This window comes from Myxacorys chilensis, from assembly GCF_059505265.1.
Map to the genome: position 1 here is coordinate 1 of NZ_JCACKG010000084.1, position 16550 is coordinate 16550.

Consider the following 16550-nt stretch of genomic DNA (forward strand, 5'->3'; position numbering starts at 1 on the left):
CATCGCCTTTTAGCTTATTCAGCCCAACTTCACATAATTATCAACACAACCTAGAAATTGGAGATCTCTGCTCAAGGGGAATGCAATTCTAAACGATTTATTTCACACTCAACCAAGCTTGCTGTATATGCCTCAAGTTCCATTCGATACGATTGTTTCCGCTCTTTTAGAAGGCAATCATCTTGCAAGCTTTCCGACCGATACTGTTCCTGCTCTCGCGGCTAGACCCGATCGCGCCGATCTGATCTTCCAAGCTAAACAGCGTAGTTTTACTAAACCATTGATTTTGATGGCAGGTACAATTGCGGATCTGTGGCAATACGTTACGGGCAGCGATGACGAACTGAAGATTTGGCAGCAGGTTGCAGAAACTTATCTTCCTGGTGCATTGACGCTGGTTTTGCCCGCGAGCGATCGCGTTCCGGTCACAATGAATCCAAGCGATCCAACAACGATCGGTTTGCGCGTTCCAAACTCTGCGATCGCGCAAACAATTCTGGTGCAAACTGGGGCTTTAGCTACGACGAGCGTGAATCGATCCGGGCAACCTGCGCTACTGACCATGCCTGAGATTGAAGCCCAATTTCCAGACGTGCTTACCCTGTCGCCTAGCGAATTTCCAGTTCTCAATGCTGCTGCATCTGGGACGCCTTCTACAGTGGTGAAATGGGTCGATCGCGGTTGGCAAGTGCTACGCCAAGGGTCTGTTCAACTGAACTTCGGCGACCCTGGTTGATAGCAATCCCAACGTTCAACGATTTCAAATCTCCGATTTCTTGAAGAAATTGGAGATCGCTGCATGGCGGAAAATGCAGTTTAGATTTAGTTTTAGATTTCCTGAACAACGATCGCTTAGTCTCAATCTCGAACATTGATTTTGAGAACTGCAAACTTGATTTTGGAAACTGCAAACTTGATTTTGAGAACTAAAAACTTGATTTTGAGAACTAAAAACTTGATTAGCAGTTCAGATAACTTGATTTTGAGAACTGATAGATAAGTTTTGTTTAAGCGAAATCTAATTACCTATAAACAATTATTGATTTTGAGTAAAGCTTTTCTAAATTTGAGTCAAGCTTTCTTAAATCGCTTCAAGCTGAATTAGATTAGCTCAAGTAGATCAATCGGCGCAGTGAAGGATCAACTCAGGATGGCTATGGGTTATTGGTGATGGGTTTTCAGAAAGTAAAAAGAAGCTGGCCCTAATTCTTTTTTCACCCCTCATCCTGCCCAGTTAAAGGGGGTATTGTTGTGCAACAGTTCATGGATTGAATGATCGATTTATGGTTAACAAGCGGCGGCGCGTCATCTTAGGACTGACATCAGAGCGATTCTCTAGACGCGCCCAGACTCCATCTCAAGACTCAGCCGAGCTAACACAGCTAGAACTCGCGCATCGAATGGCGATAGAACTCGCCCAGTTCAAAGCCGGGTTTTTGGCGCGAACCTCTCACGAACTGCGATCGCCTCTCAACGGTTTGATCGGCGCTCACCAACTAATCTTGTCTGACCTCTGCGATAGCCCTGAAGAAGAGCGCCAATTCATTGCGCAGGCACACGAATCTGCTCTCAAACTAGTGCAGTTGCTCGACGAAGTGATTCACGTTTCAAAAGCAGAGTATGGCAGCAGTACATTAGAGATTCAGCCATTATCGTTGGCGAGCGTTCTCAATGAAGTTTACGGCTTAACTCACCTGTTAACAGAAAACCGTAACCTTAAATTTCAGATTGCCTTTCCCGATGACTCCCTTTACGTGCTTGCCGATCCAAAATGGTTGCGCTATGTGCTGGTCAGTTTGATTAGTGGCGCGGTTTCACTCATGCAAGAAGGCGCGATCGCGCTGACGGTGCACTGTGATTCGCAGTTCGCTCACATTCTAATTGAGGACGATCGCCCCGCCGAAAGTTGGCAGGAAGCGACCAATTTATTGCAGGCAGCATCGTCATCTCAGTCTGTCACGGCTTCATCGCTATCCAGTTCAAAAGGATCGTCCCCTAGCCCTAAAGGAGCATCCCCAGGCTTTTCGTTGCTGCTGGCTCAAACAGTCCTAGAATTTATGAACGGTCGCTTAGCGCTACTCTCTGCTCCGTCTCAGTCAAAGGAAAACGCCACTCAGATTCAGTGTTCGATTCCCTTGGTGGAAGAGGGTGCCTAAAATAGAACGTAGCGATCGCACGTTTGGCTGTCGCTCTGAGTCCCTCATTCCCCTTGCCTGATGACCTCGCTGATTGGTAAATCGTTACAAAACGGCAAATATACCTTAACTGAAGAACTCGGTCGGGGTGGCTTTGGCATCACGTTCAAAGCCGTCCACCAATATCTTCATCAAGTCGTTGTGATTAAAACGCTGAATGAGGCGTATCAGAGCGAGTCGTCTAAAGGAGTAAAGCATCGCAACCGGGCTGAGTTTGAGCGAAAATTTCAGGATGAAGCGCGCCGGTTAGCAATGTGCGTGCATCCCAATATCGTGCGCGTGAGCGACTTTTTTATTGAAGCAGATGTGTCTTACATGGTGATGGACTACATCCCCGGTGAGACGCTCGAAGAAGTCGTGTTTCCTGCTCATCCGTTGCCCGAAGCGATCGCCATCCACTACATTCGTCAAATCGGAGCGGCAATTCGTGTGGTGCATCAGAATGGCTTACTGCACCGAGACATTAAACCCCAAAACATTATTCTGCGAGAGGGAACCCAAGAGGTCGTCCTGATTGACTTCGGCATTGCCCGCGAATTCACTCCCGGCTCGATGCAAACCCATACCAACATGATTTCAGTCGGATATGCTCCGATTGAGCAGTATCTCGCCCACGATAAACGCACTCCCGCCACCGACGTTTATGGACTCGCGGCAACTCTCTACGCCCTCGTCACCGCCGAAGTCCCCGTAGCATCTGTGTTGCGGCAACATCAGCCCATGCCAGAACCTCGCCAATTGCAACGGCGATTAAGTGCCTCCACCAATCAAGCCATTCTTCGAGGCATGGCACTAGATGCTCAACACCGTCCAGCAACCGTAGACGCCTGGCTGGCACTGCTTTCTAACTCAATATCTGCCAACAGTTCTGCGGTGGTCATACCGTCAGAACGACCAAGAAGTGTACAGCCACAGCCCAACGCCGAAGAACTCACGCAAAATTCAGAAACGCTACCTCCACCGCTTCCAGCGACCGTTGCGGTTCCTAAGGAGTTGCGCTCTGCGCCAACCGCATCTCCTCAAGCAGAAGTCCTACCGCCTAACTCCGATCGCAAGCCTAGTCGCGCCATTCTAATTCTCATGGCGGTATCGGGGCTAACGCTCGTTGGCGTGACGATCGCGGCGGTTTGGCTGCGATCGCAGCCCGAACCTGCCCCCATTGTCGCGACGAGTCCGACACCAACAGTTACGCCCTCAAGCTCTCCCTCTGTCGAAGCAACGCCCGATCCTCCGCCTCAAGCTTCTCCGTCGCCCGTTGCCCCCAGTCCTAGCCCAACTCCGCCTCCATCGCCAGAGCCGACCGCCACGCCAGATAGTTCGGTAGAACAGATTTTAGAGCGTCCATCGAGTTCTGCTAAAACCTCGTCTCGCATTCCCGGCTTTCCAATTGGAACGTCGGTACAGGAGGTGCAAGCTACCCTAGGACAGCCCGTTCAAACCAAACGTGGCTACTGGGGCGATACCCAAAGTGCCCTGTATGAACCTGTGCCCAATCAAATTTCGTTGGCGTATCTGTTCGATCGCACCTCTGGTCAAGTCCGCCAAACCGAAGCTTCATTTGCCCCGTCTGTTGATTCGCTGGTGATGCAAGTCACCGTTAATGGCATGTTGGGTAGCCAAGCTCCTCCAGACGTGCTTGCTGCCCTCAAGCGGGTGGCGCGTCGGCAAACGAGTCAGTACACCTTCGAGCAGGGCGGTCTAGAGGGCGTGATCGAGCGAAACAGTAGCGATCGTGTCTACATCGGCATTTGGGACGCGGATCTGCATTAAAAATCCGTAATTGAGGGGAGTCTCAATTACGGATTGAAGCTAGTCAAACGGCGAATTAGTAGCGCAGCGAATTAGTAGCGATCGCGGGGGGTAGAACTAACAGCATCAGGATCACGGTACGCGGTCGTGTTGGTTTCATTGCGGTGGCTCTTGCGTCCCATTAGACCGAACAAGCCGAGCAAACCGAGCAGACCCCAGTAACCGTTCCGTCCTTCATCGTTATAGTCATCATTGGTTTGGGTGGTGGTTGTGGTATCACCAGGAGTGGTGGTGGTAGTGCCACCGCCAGGAGCAGTTTGGCTGAAAGCGGGCAATGCGCCAGGTGCAACGAGGAGAGCAGCGATTAAGGCAAATTTTGCAGCAAATTTAGACATATTTTTGATCCTTGGTTAAATTCAACTATGTGATCAACTCCAGAATATTAATTGGCTTCAAAATGTTAATCATTCTTAAGGGATAAAAGCTTGGAAACTTGAGGTAGAGAAACGCCTACATTTCCCTCCGTCTCTATTATTTCAAAACTGTTACAAACCCTGACTTAACTACAAAAGCGGCTACTCACGGTGATAGTCTAAGGAGTGGACAAAACAAAAGATTTGATTAAAGCAAAGAGGCTGAAATGACGGGTTCTTCCCAACTTCCACTTTTGTTAAGAGCAGCGCGAGGCGAAGTGTTAGATCGTCCTCCGGTCTGGATGATGCGACAGGCAGGGCGCTATATGAAGGCGTATCGGGATCTGCGGGAGAAGTACCCTTCGTTTCGAGAGCGCTCCGAGATTCCAGAGGTTGCGATCGAGATTTCGTTGCAGCCTTGGAAAGCCTTTCAGCCCGATGGCGTAATTTTGTTTTCCGACATTGTCACCCCGTTGCCCGGTCTGGGGATCGAGATGGACATCGCTGAAGGAAAAGGCCCGATTATTGCAGACCCGATTCGATCGCAGGCTCAAATCGATGCGCTGCGGGCCTTGCAGCCGGAGGAGTCGCTGCCGTTTATTAAGCCAATTCTGAGTGCACTGCGGGCAGAAGTCGGCAACCAATCCACGGTACTCGGCTTTGTGGGCGCACCTTGGACACTCGCTGCCTATGCCGTAGAAGGCAAAGGCTCGAAAACCTATTCGATCATCAAAAACATGGCGTTTTCGACGCCTGCCATCTTGCATAGCTTGCTTGAAAAACTGGCAGACGCGATCGCGGTCTATGCCCGCTACCAAATTGACTGCGGCGCTCAGGTCGTGCAAATGTTCGATTCATGGGGCGGTCAAGTCAGTCCGCAAGATTACGACACGTTTGTTTTGCCCTATCAACAGCGCGTCTTCCGCCAGATCAAACAAACTCACCCCGATACGCCGCTTATTCTCTTGGTTAGTGGCAGTGCGGGCGTTCTAGAGCGGATGTCCAAATCGGGCGCAGACATCATCAGCGTCGATTGGACGGTAGACATGGCAGATGCACGGGCACGCCTCGGCAAAGAGATGAATGTTCAGGGCAACATTGATCCCGGCGTGCTGTTTGGGTCGAAAGAGTTTATCCGTGATCGCATCCTGGATACGATCCGCAAAGCTGGTCATCGGGGGCACATTCTCAATCTTGGTCATGGCATTCTGCCAAAAACCCCAGAAGAAAATGCGGCATTCTTCTTTGAAACGGCGAAACAGGTTGATCAGTTCCTTGCACCATCAACTCATTAGAAATTGGGGGTTTAGAGTAAGGATTCGAGAGTTTTGCGGTATAAGTTACGGGTTTTGAGTTTATTCTGTTAATTCATAGCTCTTACTGATGATCCATGACTCATCGCGCTTCCTCGCCTTCTAACCTCTAGCTTCCCCCTTTCTCATGACCTCAAAGCGAATTTTTGTGACGGGTGCAAGTGGATGCATTGGTCACTACATTGTTGAATCATTAATCCAGAACACGCAGCATGAACTATTTTTGCTTGTTAGAAGCCCTGACAAGCTAAAGTTTGACGTTCAGGCTCGCCCTGGAATTACGGTTCTGCAAGCAGATGTGCGAGAGATTGAGCAGTACAAAGACTTACTGCAAACGATCGATTGTGCAATTGTGGCTCACACCGACTGGGGTGGAGAGGACGTTCATGAGATCAATGTGGTCAGCACGATTAAGCTGATGAATCTGCTCGACCCCGATCGCTGTGAGCAAGTCATTTATTTTTCGACCGCGAGCATCTTGAGCCGGGAGAACCAAATTCTCAAGGAAGCCGATGAAATTGGCAGCCCGTATATTCAGTCGAAGTATCGGTGTCACGAGAAACTATCCGAGTTAGCGATCGAAGGAATTGCGCCCAAGCTCACGACGCTGTTTCCGACTCTTGTACTCGGTGGGGGAGACCGCTATCCCTACTCGCATCTCTCGTCCGGCATTGCTGATGTGATGAAGTGGATCAAGCTGATTCGGTTTCTCAGCGCCGAGGGCAGTTTTCACTTCATTCATGGCTATGACATTGCTCAAGTGGTGCTCTACTTGATTCAGCATCCGGCAACCAAGCGCCGCGATCTAGTCCTCGGCAATGAAGCCCTGACTGTTGATCAAACGATTGAAGCCGCCTCTACCTATTTCAGCCAGCGAATTTATTTTCGTGTTCCGCTCTCGCTGCGGTTAGCCGATTTCCTGATTTTCTTATTTCGCATTCAAATGGGTGATTGGGAACACTTTTCGCTCCACTACCGCTATTTCACCTATCAAAATGTTGTCAGTCCGGCTACGTTTGGCATGACCACGTACTGCTCAACTCTATATGACGTGTTTAAGCTGAGCGGTCTTCCAAACGGTCGCTCACAGAAGAAACGCAGTTCGTAACCTGACTTGAGCTACGAACTACGCCAGATGCTCTAAATTAGCTTGATAGCACGGAAGGCGGTATAAAGTCCGAATGCAAGCGCGATCGCACCGCCTACCAAAGCTAAATAGGTCACAACAGCCATACGTTTTTCTCCAATAGTCCTAACAGCACTATACAAAAGTTTGGAGGACTATTTACAGGAGCTTACAGATGAATCCTTGATGTTCTTCGAGCCAAACCGCACCCCAATGTCCACTGAGCAAAATAAAGCGATCGTCCTTCAGTTCTACAAAGCGTTTGATACCCGCAACTTAGATCAAGCCGTAGCGCTGCTGTCATCTGACTTCATTGCCCATCAAGCGGGTGTACCTAAGCCCCTTGACCGTGAAGAGTTTAAGCAGTTTGGAACGACGTTTTACTTAGCCTTCTCAAACGGTCAGCATCGGTTTGATCAGGTGATTATTGAGGGAGATCGCGTGGTCACTTGCGGAACATTTACCGGTATCCATTCAGGCAATTTTCAAGGTCTTCCTCCGACGGGTAAGCCAATCACGTTATCGATTATGCATATTGATCGCGTCCGGAATGGGGAAATCGTAGAACATTGGGGACAAGGTGACGCGCTAGGATTAATGCAACAGTTGGGCATTGTCTTTCTACCAGGTCCTACCTTGATTCCTCGTATTGTTAGGAACCTCTTAACTAAACCGTTTAAGAAAAGTTAGAAACATAAGATACGGCGATCGTCACAACGAGGCTACCCAGTCGCAGCACAATCAATAACAAACAAAAAAAGCAATATTACAAACAGTAGGTTCTAGAGCAAGTCTGTACAGCGTAAGATCGGTAAGGTGTTTTTGCGGAAGTTGTGATCATGCAAGCTGTCATTCCGGTTTCGTTGCCTCAAAACTCGTATGAGATTGCGATCGCATCCCATAATCTCGACCAGATCGGCGCACAAATGACAAGCGAGACGATCAAAAAGTTGGGCAAAAAAGTTCTCGTCGTCTCAAATTCAACAATATTTAAACACTACGGACAACGGGTGATTGATTCGTTGACCAACGCTGGATTTACCGTTAGTCACTGCATTTTGCCTGCGGGAGAACGATACAAAACTCCGGCAACGCTTCAGAAAATCTATGATGCAGCGTTAGAAAATCATTTAGAGCGATCGTCTACGATGGTGGCGCTTGGTGGCGGGATTGTGGGCGACATGACTGGGTTTGCGGCGGCAACGTGGCTGCGTGGAATTAATGTGGTTCAGGTTCCAACGTCGTTACTCGCGATGGTGGATGCAGCGATCGGCGGCAAGACAGGAGTTAACCATCCCAAAGGTAAGAATCTAATTGGGGCATTTCATCAGCCGCGACTGGTGTTGATCGATCCGCAGGTATTGAGTACGTTACCTGCTCGTGAGTTTCGAGCCGCGATCGCGGAGGTGATCAAATACGGCATCATTTGGGATCGCGAACTGTTCGAGAAGTTAGAGAACACGGATCGACTCGATCAAATTCGTTTTGTCAGCGAAGATTTGTTGCAAGAAATTCTGACTCGTTCGTGCCAAGCCAAAGCTCATGTGGTGAGCAAAGACGAGAAAGAATCAGGATTACGAGAAATTCTCAATTACGGACACACAATCGGACATGCGGTAGAAAGTTTGACCGGATATCGAGTGGTGAATCACGGCGAAGGGGTTGCGATCGGCATGGTAGCGGCAGGATTGATCGCGGTTGAGATGGGACTTTGGGATCGAGAAAGCAGCGAGCGACAAGTTGCTTTAATCGAGAAAGCAGGATTGCCGACTCAATTACCTGACGGTATGGATCTTGATGCGATCGTGGATACCCTGCAATCGGACAAAAAGGTAAAAGAGGGCAAAGTCCGATTTGTGCTGCCAAGACAGATTGGAACGGTGATCGTCATTGATCAAGTTGAAGCGGATGTAATTCGAGCTGTCTTGCGACAAATGTAATTTGCATGGGCAAAAAGCATTTTCAAAGCGATCGGAGCAATACCAATGCAAACTAGCGATCGCTAACTCTCGACATCAAATTCTACACTCAACGCCTTGATGATTTGATTGCTGTAGGAACTGAACTTAGAAGCGTCAGCACCTTGTAATCCAGTACATAAGGTGAGAGAGAGAACATTCGTGATGCGCATTTCAACTCAGAGTCGTGGGATTAAAGCGACAGCAACAAGCGATGATGAGTGAATGGTTTAGAACAAAGAGTCATGATAAATCCAATTCCGATTTCAACTGTTTTAATCGGTATCCACGGATTAATTGCCTTCGGGCTAACTTACCTTGTCGTGATGGAGCGCACCAGCACTAAAGTTTGGCACGGCGAATCGCGCACTGATATTGCGAGCCAGCCTGACTACCTAAAAAATCCGAATAAATGGGCGGCTTTGGTCGATCAAATAAGCCAAAAAACAGTTGTTACCAAAGCGATCGAAGATGGTGTGCTGCAACGAACGGTAAGAGCGCACGCCAATTTCACAGAACATGTTCCGTTAGCGCTCCTATTTATCATTGCCTTAGAATTAGCGCCGTCTCCAGATGGGCTCGTGTGGCTGCTGGGCGGAATGCTTGCGATCGCTCGAATCTTTCATGCATGGGGCTTAATTCAAACCTACGGGCCATCTCCTGCTCGTGCAATCGGCTTTTTTGGAACTTGGTTTGTCTACATCGTCGGCAGCCTTGCTTGTCTATACTACGGCATCACCGGACTTGCATGAAGCGGTTCTTTCAAAATTACGCCACGCAACCCACTCTAACGAAGGCTAATTGGTCGAAGGTAAAATCAGCCGAGGAGTATCTTTGCGGCTCTCTAGCGTTCCCTTCGCTGATGAAGCAGACTTCTTCGGCGGTTGCAAGGCGTCTTTACCCAACTGAATCGTGATGTCTGACTGCAAATCCCCTGTATTTTCAATGCGGACTTCACCATAGCCTAGAGAACGTCGCACCGCTTCAGCACTGCTAACATCACCCCACTCTGCCACAATTCGCGTCACGCTTAAAGGCTCACTCCACGGCTTGCCCACATAAACATCGTTATACCCCGCATCCTTCAATGCTCCCATTGCATTTTGCAGTCCCTTCTCTTGATTCGTGCTGTCTTGAACAGCAATTTTTAGAGCGCTAGGATCGGGGGTTTCAAGATTGTTTGTGCCAAAGTCAAAATGTTTTGCCATGAGCTCTTGAATCTTTGTCGGTTGCGGCAACCAGTAGCTCGCTGTGTATTCTCCTGGAGAACTGAACTCGCCAGGAACCATCAGCATTTTCGTGTTTGACCGATTTACCTGAGTGCCGAAGCCAACGAGCGCCACTAATTCTTCCACGGTTAGATTGGTGTCGATGTGAGATTGCACAACCGACAAAATTTTAGGAAAACGAGCTACGGTTGCTGGATTCAACGCTTGCTCCATCAAGGCACGCATGACCATCTGCTGGCGTTGAATTCTGCCAATATCGCCGTTCTCGTCGTATCTGTAGCGGAGTAACTGAAGCGTTTGATTGCCGTTGAGGTGTTGGCGTCCAGCTTTGAGATTGATGTAGAGATGTTGGCTATCGTCTTGATATTTCATGTCTCTTGGAACATGAACGGTGACACCGCCAAGGGCTTCAAGCAGAGCTTCCACTCCCTGCACGTTGATGGTGACGTAGCGATCGATGCCTACCCCGCCGAGCAATTCGCTGACAGATTTGGCGCTTAGGGCAGGACCGCCGTAATAATTGGCTTCGTTGATTTTGGTCATGCCGTGATCGGCAATATAAGTCCGGGTGTCTCGTGGAACCGACAGCACGCTGAGCTTGCGCTTTTCGGGGTCAAACCGCAGCAGCAACATGGTGTCGGTGAGACCCTCAAACGAATTTACCAGCGCATGATAGGTTTGATTTTGGGCATTAGCCGGAGGATTTTTGAGATCTGAGGTGAGAACTTTCACGCCCATCACTAGGATGTTAACCGGGCGAGTCAGTTCTGGTAGGCGCAAACTAGCGTTGCTTGAAAATTTCTCTCCTTTGCCAAAAATTGAGGCTTCGGCGGGGCTGAGTTGTCGCTGCATCAGGGGAGTGCTGGCGAGAGAGACGGCTAACAAAGCGCCTGCGGTTGCAGAGATCATGGCGACGCCCGCTAAGCAAAATGTCAACCAAAGTAATCGTACTCCTTTGGGCTTGGCAGGTTTACGAGACTTTAGGGGAGCTTTTTTAGACGGGGGAGCTTTTTTAGACGCAACAGGACGCTTGTTCGTTTTCACAGGTTTCCTCAACACACACCAAGACTAAAGCTACAAGGTTTTTAAAAAGGGTCGAAGTCAGATTGAGACTCAATTGTAGGCAATTAAATAATTCTCGACGTTTTTTTTCACAAAGTTGTTGCCGTTTCTACTGACAGTCTCTTTAAAGAGGCTAAACAGCAGCACGTTAACCATATTTCCCCAATTTTGCTCATAAAAACAGGATGAATTCAACTGTTTGCGGAAATTTGGGTCGAATTCATCCAAATTTAGATGATTTAGCGGGATTAATTTTGAATGTAGCAGATTGTCTAAGGGTGAAAAATCGGGAAGAGACGTTTCGCCGAAACGTCTGTACGAGATCGGGTAAGTCGATCCGTTGGCGCAGGCATCGATCGATTTAGTAGGGTTTATTTGAAATAGATTAACAAGTTCAATCCAGGAATGGTTCTAGAAAGTGTCCAGAGCAGCAGCGCGATGTAGAGCGTTCCTAGCGTCCACTGATACCACACTAAAGTTGCGATTAGGCTTGGAAGATGTTCGTCGCGCATTCGCAGATCGTTGAAGCCGAAGCGGAGAAAATTATTGAAACTGAAGTCAAAATAGTTGAGCCAGTTCCAGCGTTTGTTCCAGGGAATGGGAAGATAGCGTTCTCGAAAGAGGGGATAACGGGGAATCGTGGGCAAGCGTCCAATTAAGATGCGCAGTTGACGTAATGTGCCTTCTTCCATGAAGTAGCTCGTTTCAAGGAGAGGATGATAGCGTCCTTGGCGGTAAAGCAATAGCAGCAGCAGCAAGGGAATTGGAACGGCGACGATTGACCAACTTAAAAGCGTGATCCAAGGACGATCGGCAGTTTGAAAAATGGCAGTGAGTCCTAATACAGTCAAAACAGTTGCTAAAACGATTACCCAAATGGTTTCTTCTAGCGTGGGCAAGATGGGTTTTGGATACCGTCTGCGTCCGCGATCGCTGATCCAAAACAAAATGCTGAAGTAGGCAACGGTGACAAGTCCAATTCCAAAAATTAGCCAAAAACTAGTTCCATCTCGGCTCAGTAGCAGGAGTAGACTTAATCCGAGCCATGAGATCGCGGTAGAAATCCGATTCCAGGCATCCAGTAGGGGGGGAAGCGGCTCGGTCGTGATGATGCGATCGCGCACATTAATATAAGTGGCGATGCCAATTTCATCGAGACTCAGCAACTCCGTGCGATTGCGAAACGGCTGCTGATCTCGGCGTTGCACAATCACATTCGCTTGTTTTGACGTAAATCCGATGCGTTGGAGTTGGTCAAAACTGGCGCTGTTGAGATTTGTGCCGATTACCTGTTGGAGCAGGAGACGCGATCGCAGTTGTTGCCGCAAATAATCAATTTGATTGGCATCGGCAATCTGTTCTAAGCGGCGGAAGTTGCGGATTAGCTCACGCAACAAATTTTCGTTTCCAGACAAGGTTGGCACAGAGAGGACGCGCCCAATTTGTCCTGGATCGCCAAAGATTTTGGCTTCATCGGCATCAAATCGCAGTCCTGGAACGTTGAGGTAGGCATTTTTGCTAAATGTGCAGTAGCTAAAGTCAGCGCGATCGAGAATTGTGGCTCCGCGCAGATTTGCCGGACGATCAAATTGTGCATCTCGAAACATCGCCGATTTCTCAAACGTGGCATCGGTAAGAAAAAGCGATTGGCTAAATTTTCCTCTGCTAAACTGCACCTGTTCGCGCCAGCGAGTTTGAGCAAAGTCGGCGTTGCCTTGCCACTGCACGCGCACAAAGTTAGCGGGCTGATAAAACACCGCTTGATTAAAGTTTGCGGTGGTTTGAAACTCGCTGCCCTGAAAATTAACATTGCCGCGAAACTGCACTTGATTGAAGTCGGCTTTGCCAAAAAAAATGCTGTTGCGAAGCTGAACGTCTCGCCCAAAGTTGGCGCTGGCAAAACTGGCAGGTAAACTAAACCGAACTTGCGTTAAATTTGCTCCTGCGGGAAACTGTGTTCCTTGCGATTCGACGCGATTGAGAAAAAATGTGTTGGAAAAGTCTGCAATTCCGCTCACACGGGCTTGCATTAGCTTGAGCGAACCTCGAAAGACTGTAATTTGCAGAGGTGCGGTGAGAGTTGTGTCTTTTGCGGGAGTAATGAGCAACGATTGTGAGAGTGTGCTGAGGCGATAGAGACGGCGACGATCGCGCTTTAGTTGTGCCTGTTCTGTTGGGGTAAAAATCGGCGAAAGTGCTTCACCGTCGTAGAATGGGGCGCGTAATCCTAACTTACTAATTGTTAAATCGCCTTCAATGTGGGAGTAGCTCAGATCTAAACCCATGGGTGCGCCTGGTCGCTGAAGATTTGCTTGTAGCAAACTGTAAAACTGGTCGCGAAATGCGCTATTTTCGGGACGCAAATCGATCTCCATACGCCGCAAGTCAAGAATGCGTGTTCCTTCACTGGGAATGGGCGATCGCAGCCGTTCTTGCAGAAGTTCCAGCGTTAACGGTGTGCGATCGGGTTGCGCGATCGCCGCGATCGCGGGTGTACTGAAGATAAAAAAGGTCAGCCAACTGATAACAATCGAAATTAGACACGCAAAAGCTTTAGATCGCACAGGAAGATCGATGCAACGTAGAAACTGTTTGCTCTTTATACCTCGATCTCTACCCAGAAGATAGCGCGTAATAGAATAGGCACATCTCGAATAAAAATATTTTTATGCAGCCTAAGCATCCTTTACTGCAAAAATCTTTGAAGCAACTTGAAGCGTTGCCCAATTTTCAGGCAAGGGTTGAGGCAATGCCGTACATGACGCCCAAGGTTTTGGCAGATGGTCAACTGATTTTAGACAATTCTGGACGACGAGTTGAATATATTTGTGAAATTAAGTCAAATGTGACCAGTGAAACGGTCGACTTCATTGTTGAGTATTTCATCCAACTCAAGCACCGGTTAGACGATGGACAGCGATCGCTGTTAATCACACAAGACTTACCGGATCAAGTGATTGATCAGTTGCTTGAGCAAAATATTGAGTTCATTGACACAGCAGGTAATATTTATCTCAACAGTCCGAGTCTATACACCTTGGTGCGGCGTCAACACTCTTCAAAAATAGAAAGCGAATCGTTTGAAATTACTACTAGCTCACTGCAAATCATTTATGAAATGCTACGAAACCCAGGAGTTTTGAAGATTTCTGATCTTGAGCATGTTCTCGCTGAATTACATGAGGTTTCGAGCCACATAGTAGAGAATGACTTAGAAAAACTTGCTCGACTTGGTTATATTCAGCGCAAACACAAGCGCTATTACATCGTGAATTACATCAAACTCTTAGAGCGTTGGGAGATGGGCTATGTCGAAAGCTTGCGTTCTAAATTGCTGATTAATACATTTACTCCAGTTGGGCAGCGCACGTTTTCTGAAGTTGCTGATGCTATTACTCAATACGCAAAGGAGTACAGATATCTTGTTGGCGGAGAACTGGGATCTGCGATCGCGACAGATTATCTGCGTCCCACAACTGCAACGCTGCATGTACCAGAAGACTATCGTCCCATTTTTGTGAAACTCAAACTTAGACCCAGCCCTAGAGGAGAAATTTCGTTTGTGCGGCAATTTGGCATGACTAACGCCTGGAATAACAATCAATTTTCAATTCTTGCTGATCCATTGCTAATTCACGCTGAATTGCAGATGATCCAGGATGATCGGGTAGGTGAAACAGCTAATCGTCTATTCGATGAGTACATTGCTCCGAGGGTGAACGATGCTGGAGCCTGAAGACAAAAAAGTTTTGGCAGATCTCAAAGAAGTAATTGATTCTTTAGAGTTACCCATGCTAATTGTTGGGGCTGGAGCAAGATTACTCGTGTTTGACAAGCAGCAGAATATTCAAGGACGAAGCACACGAGATTGGGATATTGCGATTCCGGTTACAGATTGGTCAGACTTTCAAACGGTACGCGATCGCATGACTCAAGGAGTACCTCCTCGCTTTAATGCGACCCGCATTACTCATAAATTTATTCATATTGAAACGAATACAGAAGTAGACATCGTGCCTTTTGGGGCAATCGGAGAGCCAAATCAACAAATCGAGTGGTCTGACGGCAATCAAATGAATGTGATGGGGTTGGAAGAAGCGTTACACAGCGCAAGCACTGAATTAATTGATGATCTTGAGTTTCAGGTTGTGGATACACCTGCTTTTGTGGTGCTAAAGCTGTTTGCTTGGAGTGATCGTCGAGAGAAAACAACTAAAGATCTGAGCGACATTGAGTTTATCTTGAAGCATTACAGCGATGACGAGCGAGTATACGAGGAACTTGTTGAAGAACTCTCTACTGGAGAACTTGAATATCAAGATGCTGCAATTTATCTACTCGGTCAAGATATTCGGTCTATTTTTCGAGCAGAGACAGTGCATCAGATCGATCTTATTGTGGCTCAGTTACTGCTGAAATTAGATGATGCCTCTGATTTCTTGGCTGAGAAACTGCAAGTTCTGAGGCAGGGCTTGCACAAGTAAAACACCCAACTCAATTGAGCAAATCTTACAAAGCAGTTGCGCATTTACTGCTTTAACCAGTGCGATTCTCAAAACGAAACTCTGAAGTATGAAATCATTTGCGTAATTTACTGAAATATTAATGAGAATTCGTATTGAAATAGAAAGATCACGGCAGTACATGCCGCGATTTGTTCAATACGATCGCGGCATCGTAGAGTTTGACTCTGTGATCTTGTCATTCAATTTTCGATCTTGGCGTTAATTCTGTGCTCTAAAAGATCAACATCTGCGATCTTTCCAAACTTGCAGAGCGATCCTTCGGAGCTTGCGGAGCAATCGCAAGCAAACGTTTTAGAAAACAAGTCTTGATCGCAAATTTACTGAAATAAACAAAGTTTTTTATACAATGACGCTTAATTTACAGATGAATCCGGGTGGAGATTGCTCCTTGCACTGATTAGGCTCGAAGCATTCTTTATTGCAAAGGAAAATCTACCTTTATGGCGCGTCAAAGAAACTCAAAAACGCTTGAGCGAGCGCAACTTCGGATTGCCAGCTTGAAATCCATTGATCCGTCCCTCGATTTGGGCAAGGGACTCACGATCGCAGCACTCTCAACTCTGATTGAAGAGACCCGCACAATTGTTGAATCCTACAACACCGCATTGGCAACGATTGATCAAACCTCCAGCCTCGTGCGCGAGAAAGAAAAAGCGATCGCAGACATCAGTGAGCGAATGTTATTCGGCATTGCCTCTCGATACGGCAAAAACAGCGAAGAATTTCGCATGGTGAACGGCCCTCAACGCACTCGTCGTCGGACTACTGCCAAATCTGGAGAACCGACGCTGAATAGCGCAGATGCTGGAAAGAAAACTCGCAGCGTGAAGAGTACACCAGAACCGGAAGTGTCTAAAAACGGATCACACCATTAATCAATTCACTAGAGCAGGCAGCTTGCCTGCTTTTTTCTTAAAATTGCTCAGTACTACAGTTGTAGATCGTTCATTGGCAGGTTGAAGGGCTGTCCCCTTCTGAG

General features: G+C 47.8%; 15 protein-coding genes. 11 read left to right on the top strand and 4 right to left on the bottom strand.

Translation table 11 applies throughout. The features are described from left to right. The first annotated feature begins 127 nt into the window (after positions 1 to 127). The 3 genes from AC5JLB_RS05200 to AC5JLB_RS05210 all read left to right on the top strand — a co-directional run bounded on the left by AC5JLB_RS05200 (position 128) and on the right by AC5JLB_RS05210 (position 3965). On the top strand, positions 128 to 736 hold the full coding sequence (locus AC5JLB_RS05200) for an L-threonylcarbamoyladenylate synthase (protein ID WP_495872785.1): 609 nt from the start codon (positions 128 to 130) through the stop codon (positions 734 to 736). Between the two features lie 547 nt (positions 737 to 1283). Beyond that, the gene (locus tag AC5JLB_RS05205) at positions 1284 to 2156 is read left to right on the top strand and encodes a sensor histidine kinase (protein WP_495872786.1); all 873 of its coding nucleotides are present in this window, start codon (positions 1284 to 1286) and stop codon (positions 2154 to 2156) included. A 60-nt stretch (positions 2157 to 2216) separates the two neighbouring features. After that, positions 2217 to 3965 carry a serine/threonine protein kinase gene (locus tag AC5JLB_RS05210; protein ID WP_495872787.1) on the top strand — a complete coding sequence of 583 codons (1749 nt, stop codon included), beginning with the start codon at positions 2217 to 2219 and terminating at the stop codon, positions 3963 to 3965. A 71-nt stretch (positions 3966 to 4036) separates the two neighbouring features. Here AC5JLB_RS05210 and AC5JLB_RS05215 read toward each other — a convergent pair whose 3' ends face one another. Next, a complete protein-coding gene (locus AC5JLB_RS05215; RefSeq protein WP_495872788.1) occupies positions 4037 to 4339 on the bottom strand; it encodes a WGxxGxxG family protein in 303 nt (100 codons plus the stop codon). A 245-nt stretch (positions 4340 to 4584) separates the two neighbouring features. Here AC5JLB_RS05215 and hemE point away from each other — a divergent pair, with 245 nt between their 5' ends. Further along, positions 4585 to 5652, top strand: a complete 1068-nt coding sequence (gene hemE / locus AC5JLB_RS05220; RefSeq protein WP_495872789.1) for a uroporphyrinogen decarboxylase — start codon at positions 4585 to 4587, stop codon at positions 5650 to 5652. Between the two features lie 145 nt (positions 5653 to 5797). Next, positions 5798 to 6778 carry an NAD-dependent epimerase/dehydratase family protein gene (locus AC5JLB_RS05225; RefSeq protein ID WP_495872790.1) on the top strand — a complete coding sequence of 327 codons (981 nt, stop codon included), beginning with the start codon at positions 5798 to 5800 and terminating at the stop codon, positions 6776 to 6778. A 32-nt stretch (positions 6779 to 6810) separates the two neighbouring features. On the opposite strand, the gene petL is transcribed toward AC5JLB_RS05225, so the two are convergent. After that, complete coding sequence (petL, locus tag AC5JLB_RS05230) at positions 6811 to 6903, bottom strand: cytochrome b6-f complex subunit PetL (RefSeq protein WP_495694128.1); 93 nt, start codon at positions 6901 to 6903, stop codon at positions 6811 to 6813. Positions 6904 to 7009: 106 nt separating this feature from the next. Between petL and AC5JLB_RS05235 the strand changes: the two genes are divergently transcribed. The 3 genes from AC5JLB_RS05235 (at position 7010) to AC5JLB_RS05245 (ending at position 9506) form a co-directional block, all read left to right on the top strand. Beyond that, entirely contained in the window at positions 7010 to 7486 is a 477-nt protein-coding gene (locus tag AC5JLB_RS05235) for an ester cyclase (protein ID WP_495872791.1), read from the top strand. 149 nt (positions 7487 to 7635) lie between these two features. Further along, positions 7636 to 8736: a 3-dehydroquinate synthase gene (aroB, locus tag AC5JLB_RS05240; protein ID WP_495872792.1), complete on the top strand. Its 1101-nt coding sequence runs from the start codon at positions 7636 to 7638 to the stop codon at positions 8734 to 8736. Positions 8737 to 8999: 263 nt separating this feature from the next. Next, positions 9000 to 9506: an MAPEG family protein gene (locus tag AC5JLB_RS05245; protein WP_495872793.1), complete on the top strand. Its 507-nt coding sequence runs from the start codon at positions 9000 to 9002 to the stop codon at positions 9504 to 9506. Positions 9507 to 9551: 45 nt separating this feature from the next. Here the strand turns inward: AC5JLB_RS05245 and AC5JLB_RS05250 are convergent, their stop codons facing one another. Beyond that, on the bottom strand, positions 9552 to 11027 hold the full coding sequence (locus tag AC5JLB_RS05250; protein ID WP_495872794.1) for an LCP family protein: 1476 nt from the start codon (positions 11025 to 11027) through the stop codon (positions 9552 to 9554). 389 nt (positions 11028 to 11416) lie between these two features. Beyond that, positions 11417 to 13609: a pentapeptide repeat-containing protein gene (locus AC5JLB_RS05255; RefSeq protein WP_495872795.1), complete on the bottom strand. Its 2193-nt coding sequence runs from the start codon at positions 13607 to 13609 to the stop codon at positions 11417 to 11419. Positions 13610 to 13713: 104 nt separating this feature from the next. On the opposite strand from AC5JLB_RS05255, the gene AC5JLB_RS05260 reads away from it, so the two are divergent. From AC5JLB_RS05260 to AC5JLB_RS05270, 3 genes are all read left to right on the top strand, one after another. Continuing rightward, on the top strand, positions 13714 to 14781 hold the full coding sequence (locus AC5JLB_RS05260) for a type IV toxin-antitoxin system AbiEi family antitoxin (protein ID WP_495872796.1): 1068 nt from the start codon (positions 13714 to 13716) through the stop codon (positions 14779 to 14781). Next, positions 14768 to 15529 carry a nucleotidyl transferase AbiEii/AbiGii toxin family protein gene (locus AC5JLB_RS05265; RefSeq protein WP_495872797.1) on the top strand — a complete coding sequence of 254 codons (762 nt, stop codon included), beginning with the start codon at positions 14768 to 14770 and terminating at the stop codon, positions 15527 to 15529. The genes AC5JLB_RS05260 and AC5JLB_RS05265 overlap by 14 nt, the downstream gene beginning before the upstream one ends. Positions 15530 to 16011: 482 nt before the next feature. After that, a complete protein-coding gene (locus AC5JLB_RS05270; RefSeq protein ID WP_495872798.1) occupies positions 16012 to 16446 on the top strand; it encodes a hypothetical protein in 435 nt (144 codons plus the stop codon). The last annotated feature ends 104 nt before the right edge of the window (positions 16447 to 16550 follow it).

Excerpts from the sequence above, each read along its gene's own strand:
- AC5JLB_RS05200 (WP_495872785.1), top strand. The coding sequence starts at position 128 with ATGCCTCAAGTTCCATTCGATACGATTGTTTCCGCTCTTTTAGAAGGC.
- AC5JLB_RS05205 (WP_495872786.1), top strand. The coding sequence starts at position 1,284 with ATGGTTAACAAGCGGCGGCGCGTCATCTTAGGACTGACATCAGAGCGA.
- AC5JLB_RS05210 (WP_495872787.1), top strand. The coding sequence starts at position 2,217 with ATGACCTCGCTGATTGGTAAATCGTTACAAAACGGCAAATATACCTTA.
- AC5JLB_RS05215 (WP_495872788.1), bottom strand. The coding sequence starts at position 4,339 with ATGTCTAAATTTGCTGCAAAATTTGCCTTAATCGCTGCTCTCCTCGTT.
- hemE (WP_495872789.1), top strand. The coding sequence starts at position 4,585 with ATGACGGGTTCTTCCCAACTTCCACTTTTGTTAAGAGCAGCGCGAGGC.
- AC5JLB_RS05225 (WP_495872790.1), top strand. The coding sequence starts at position 5,798 with ATGACCTCAAAGCGAATTTTTGTGACGGGTGCAAGTGGATGCATTGGT.
- petL (WP_495694128.1), bottom strand. The coding sequence starts at position 6,903 with ATGGCTGTTGTGACCTATTTAGCTTTGGTAGGCGGTGCGATCGCGCTT.
- AC5JLB_RS05235 (WP_495872791.1), top strand. The coding sequence starts at position 7,010 with ATGTCCACTGAGCAAAATAAAGCGATCGTCCTTCAGTTCTACAAAGCG.
- aroB (WP_495872792.1), top strand. The coding sequence starts at position 7,636 with ATGCAAGCTGTCATTCCGGTTTCGTTGCCTCAAAACTCGTATGAGATT.
- AC5JLB_RS05245 (WP_495872793.1), top strand. The coding sequence starts at position 9,000 with ATGATAAATCCAATTCCGATTTCAACTGTTTTAATCGGTATCCACGGA.
- AC5JLB_RS05260 (WP_495872796.1), top strand. The coding sequence starts at position 13,714 with ATGCAGCCTAAGCATCCTTTACTGCAAAAATCTTTGAAGCAACTTGAA.
- AC5JLB_RS05265 (WP_495872797.1), top strand. The coding sequence starts at position 14,768 with ATGCTGGAGCCTGAAGACAAAAAAGTTTTGGCAGATCTCAAAGAAGTA.
- AC5JLB_RS05270 (WP_495872798.1), top strand. The coding sequence starts at position 16,012 with ATGGCGCGTCAAAGAAACTCAAAAACGCTTGAGCGAGCGCAACTTCGG.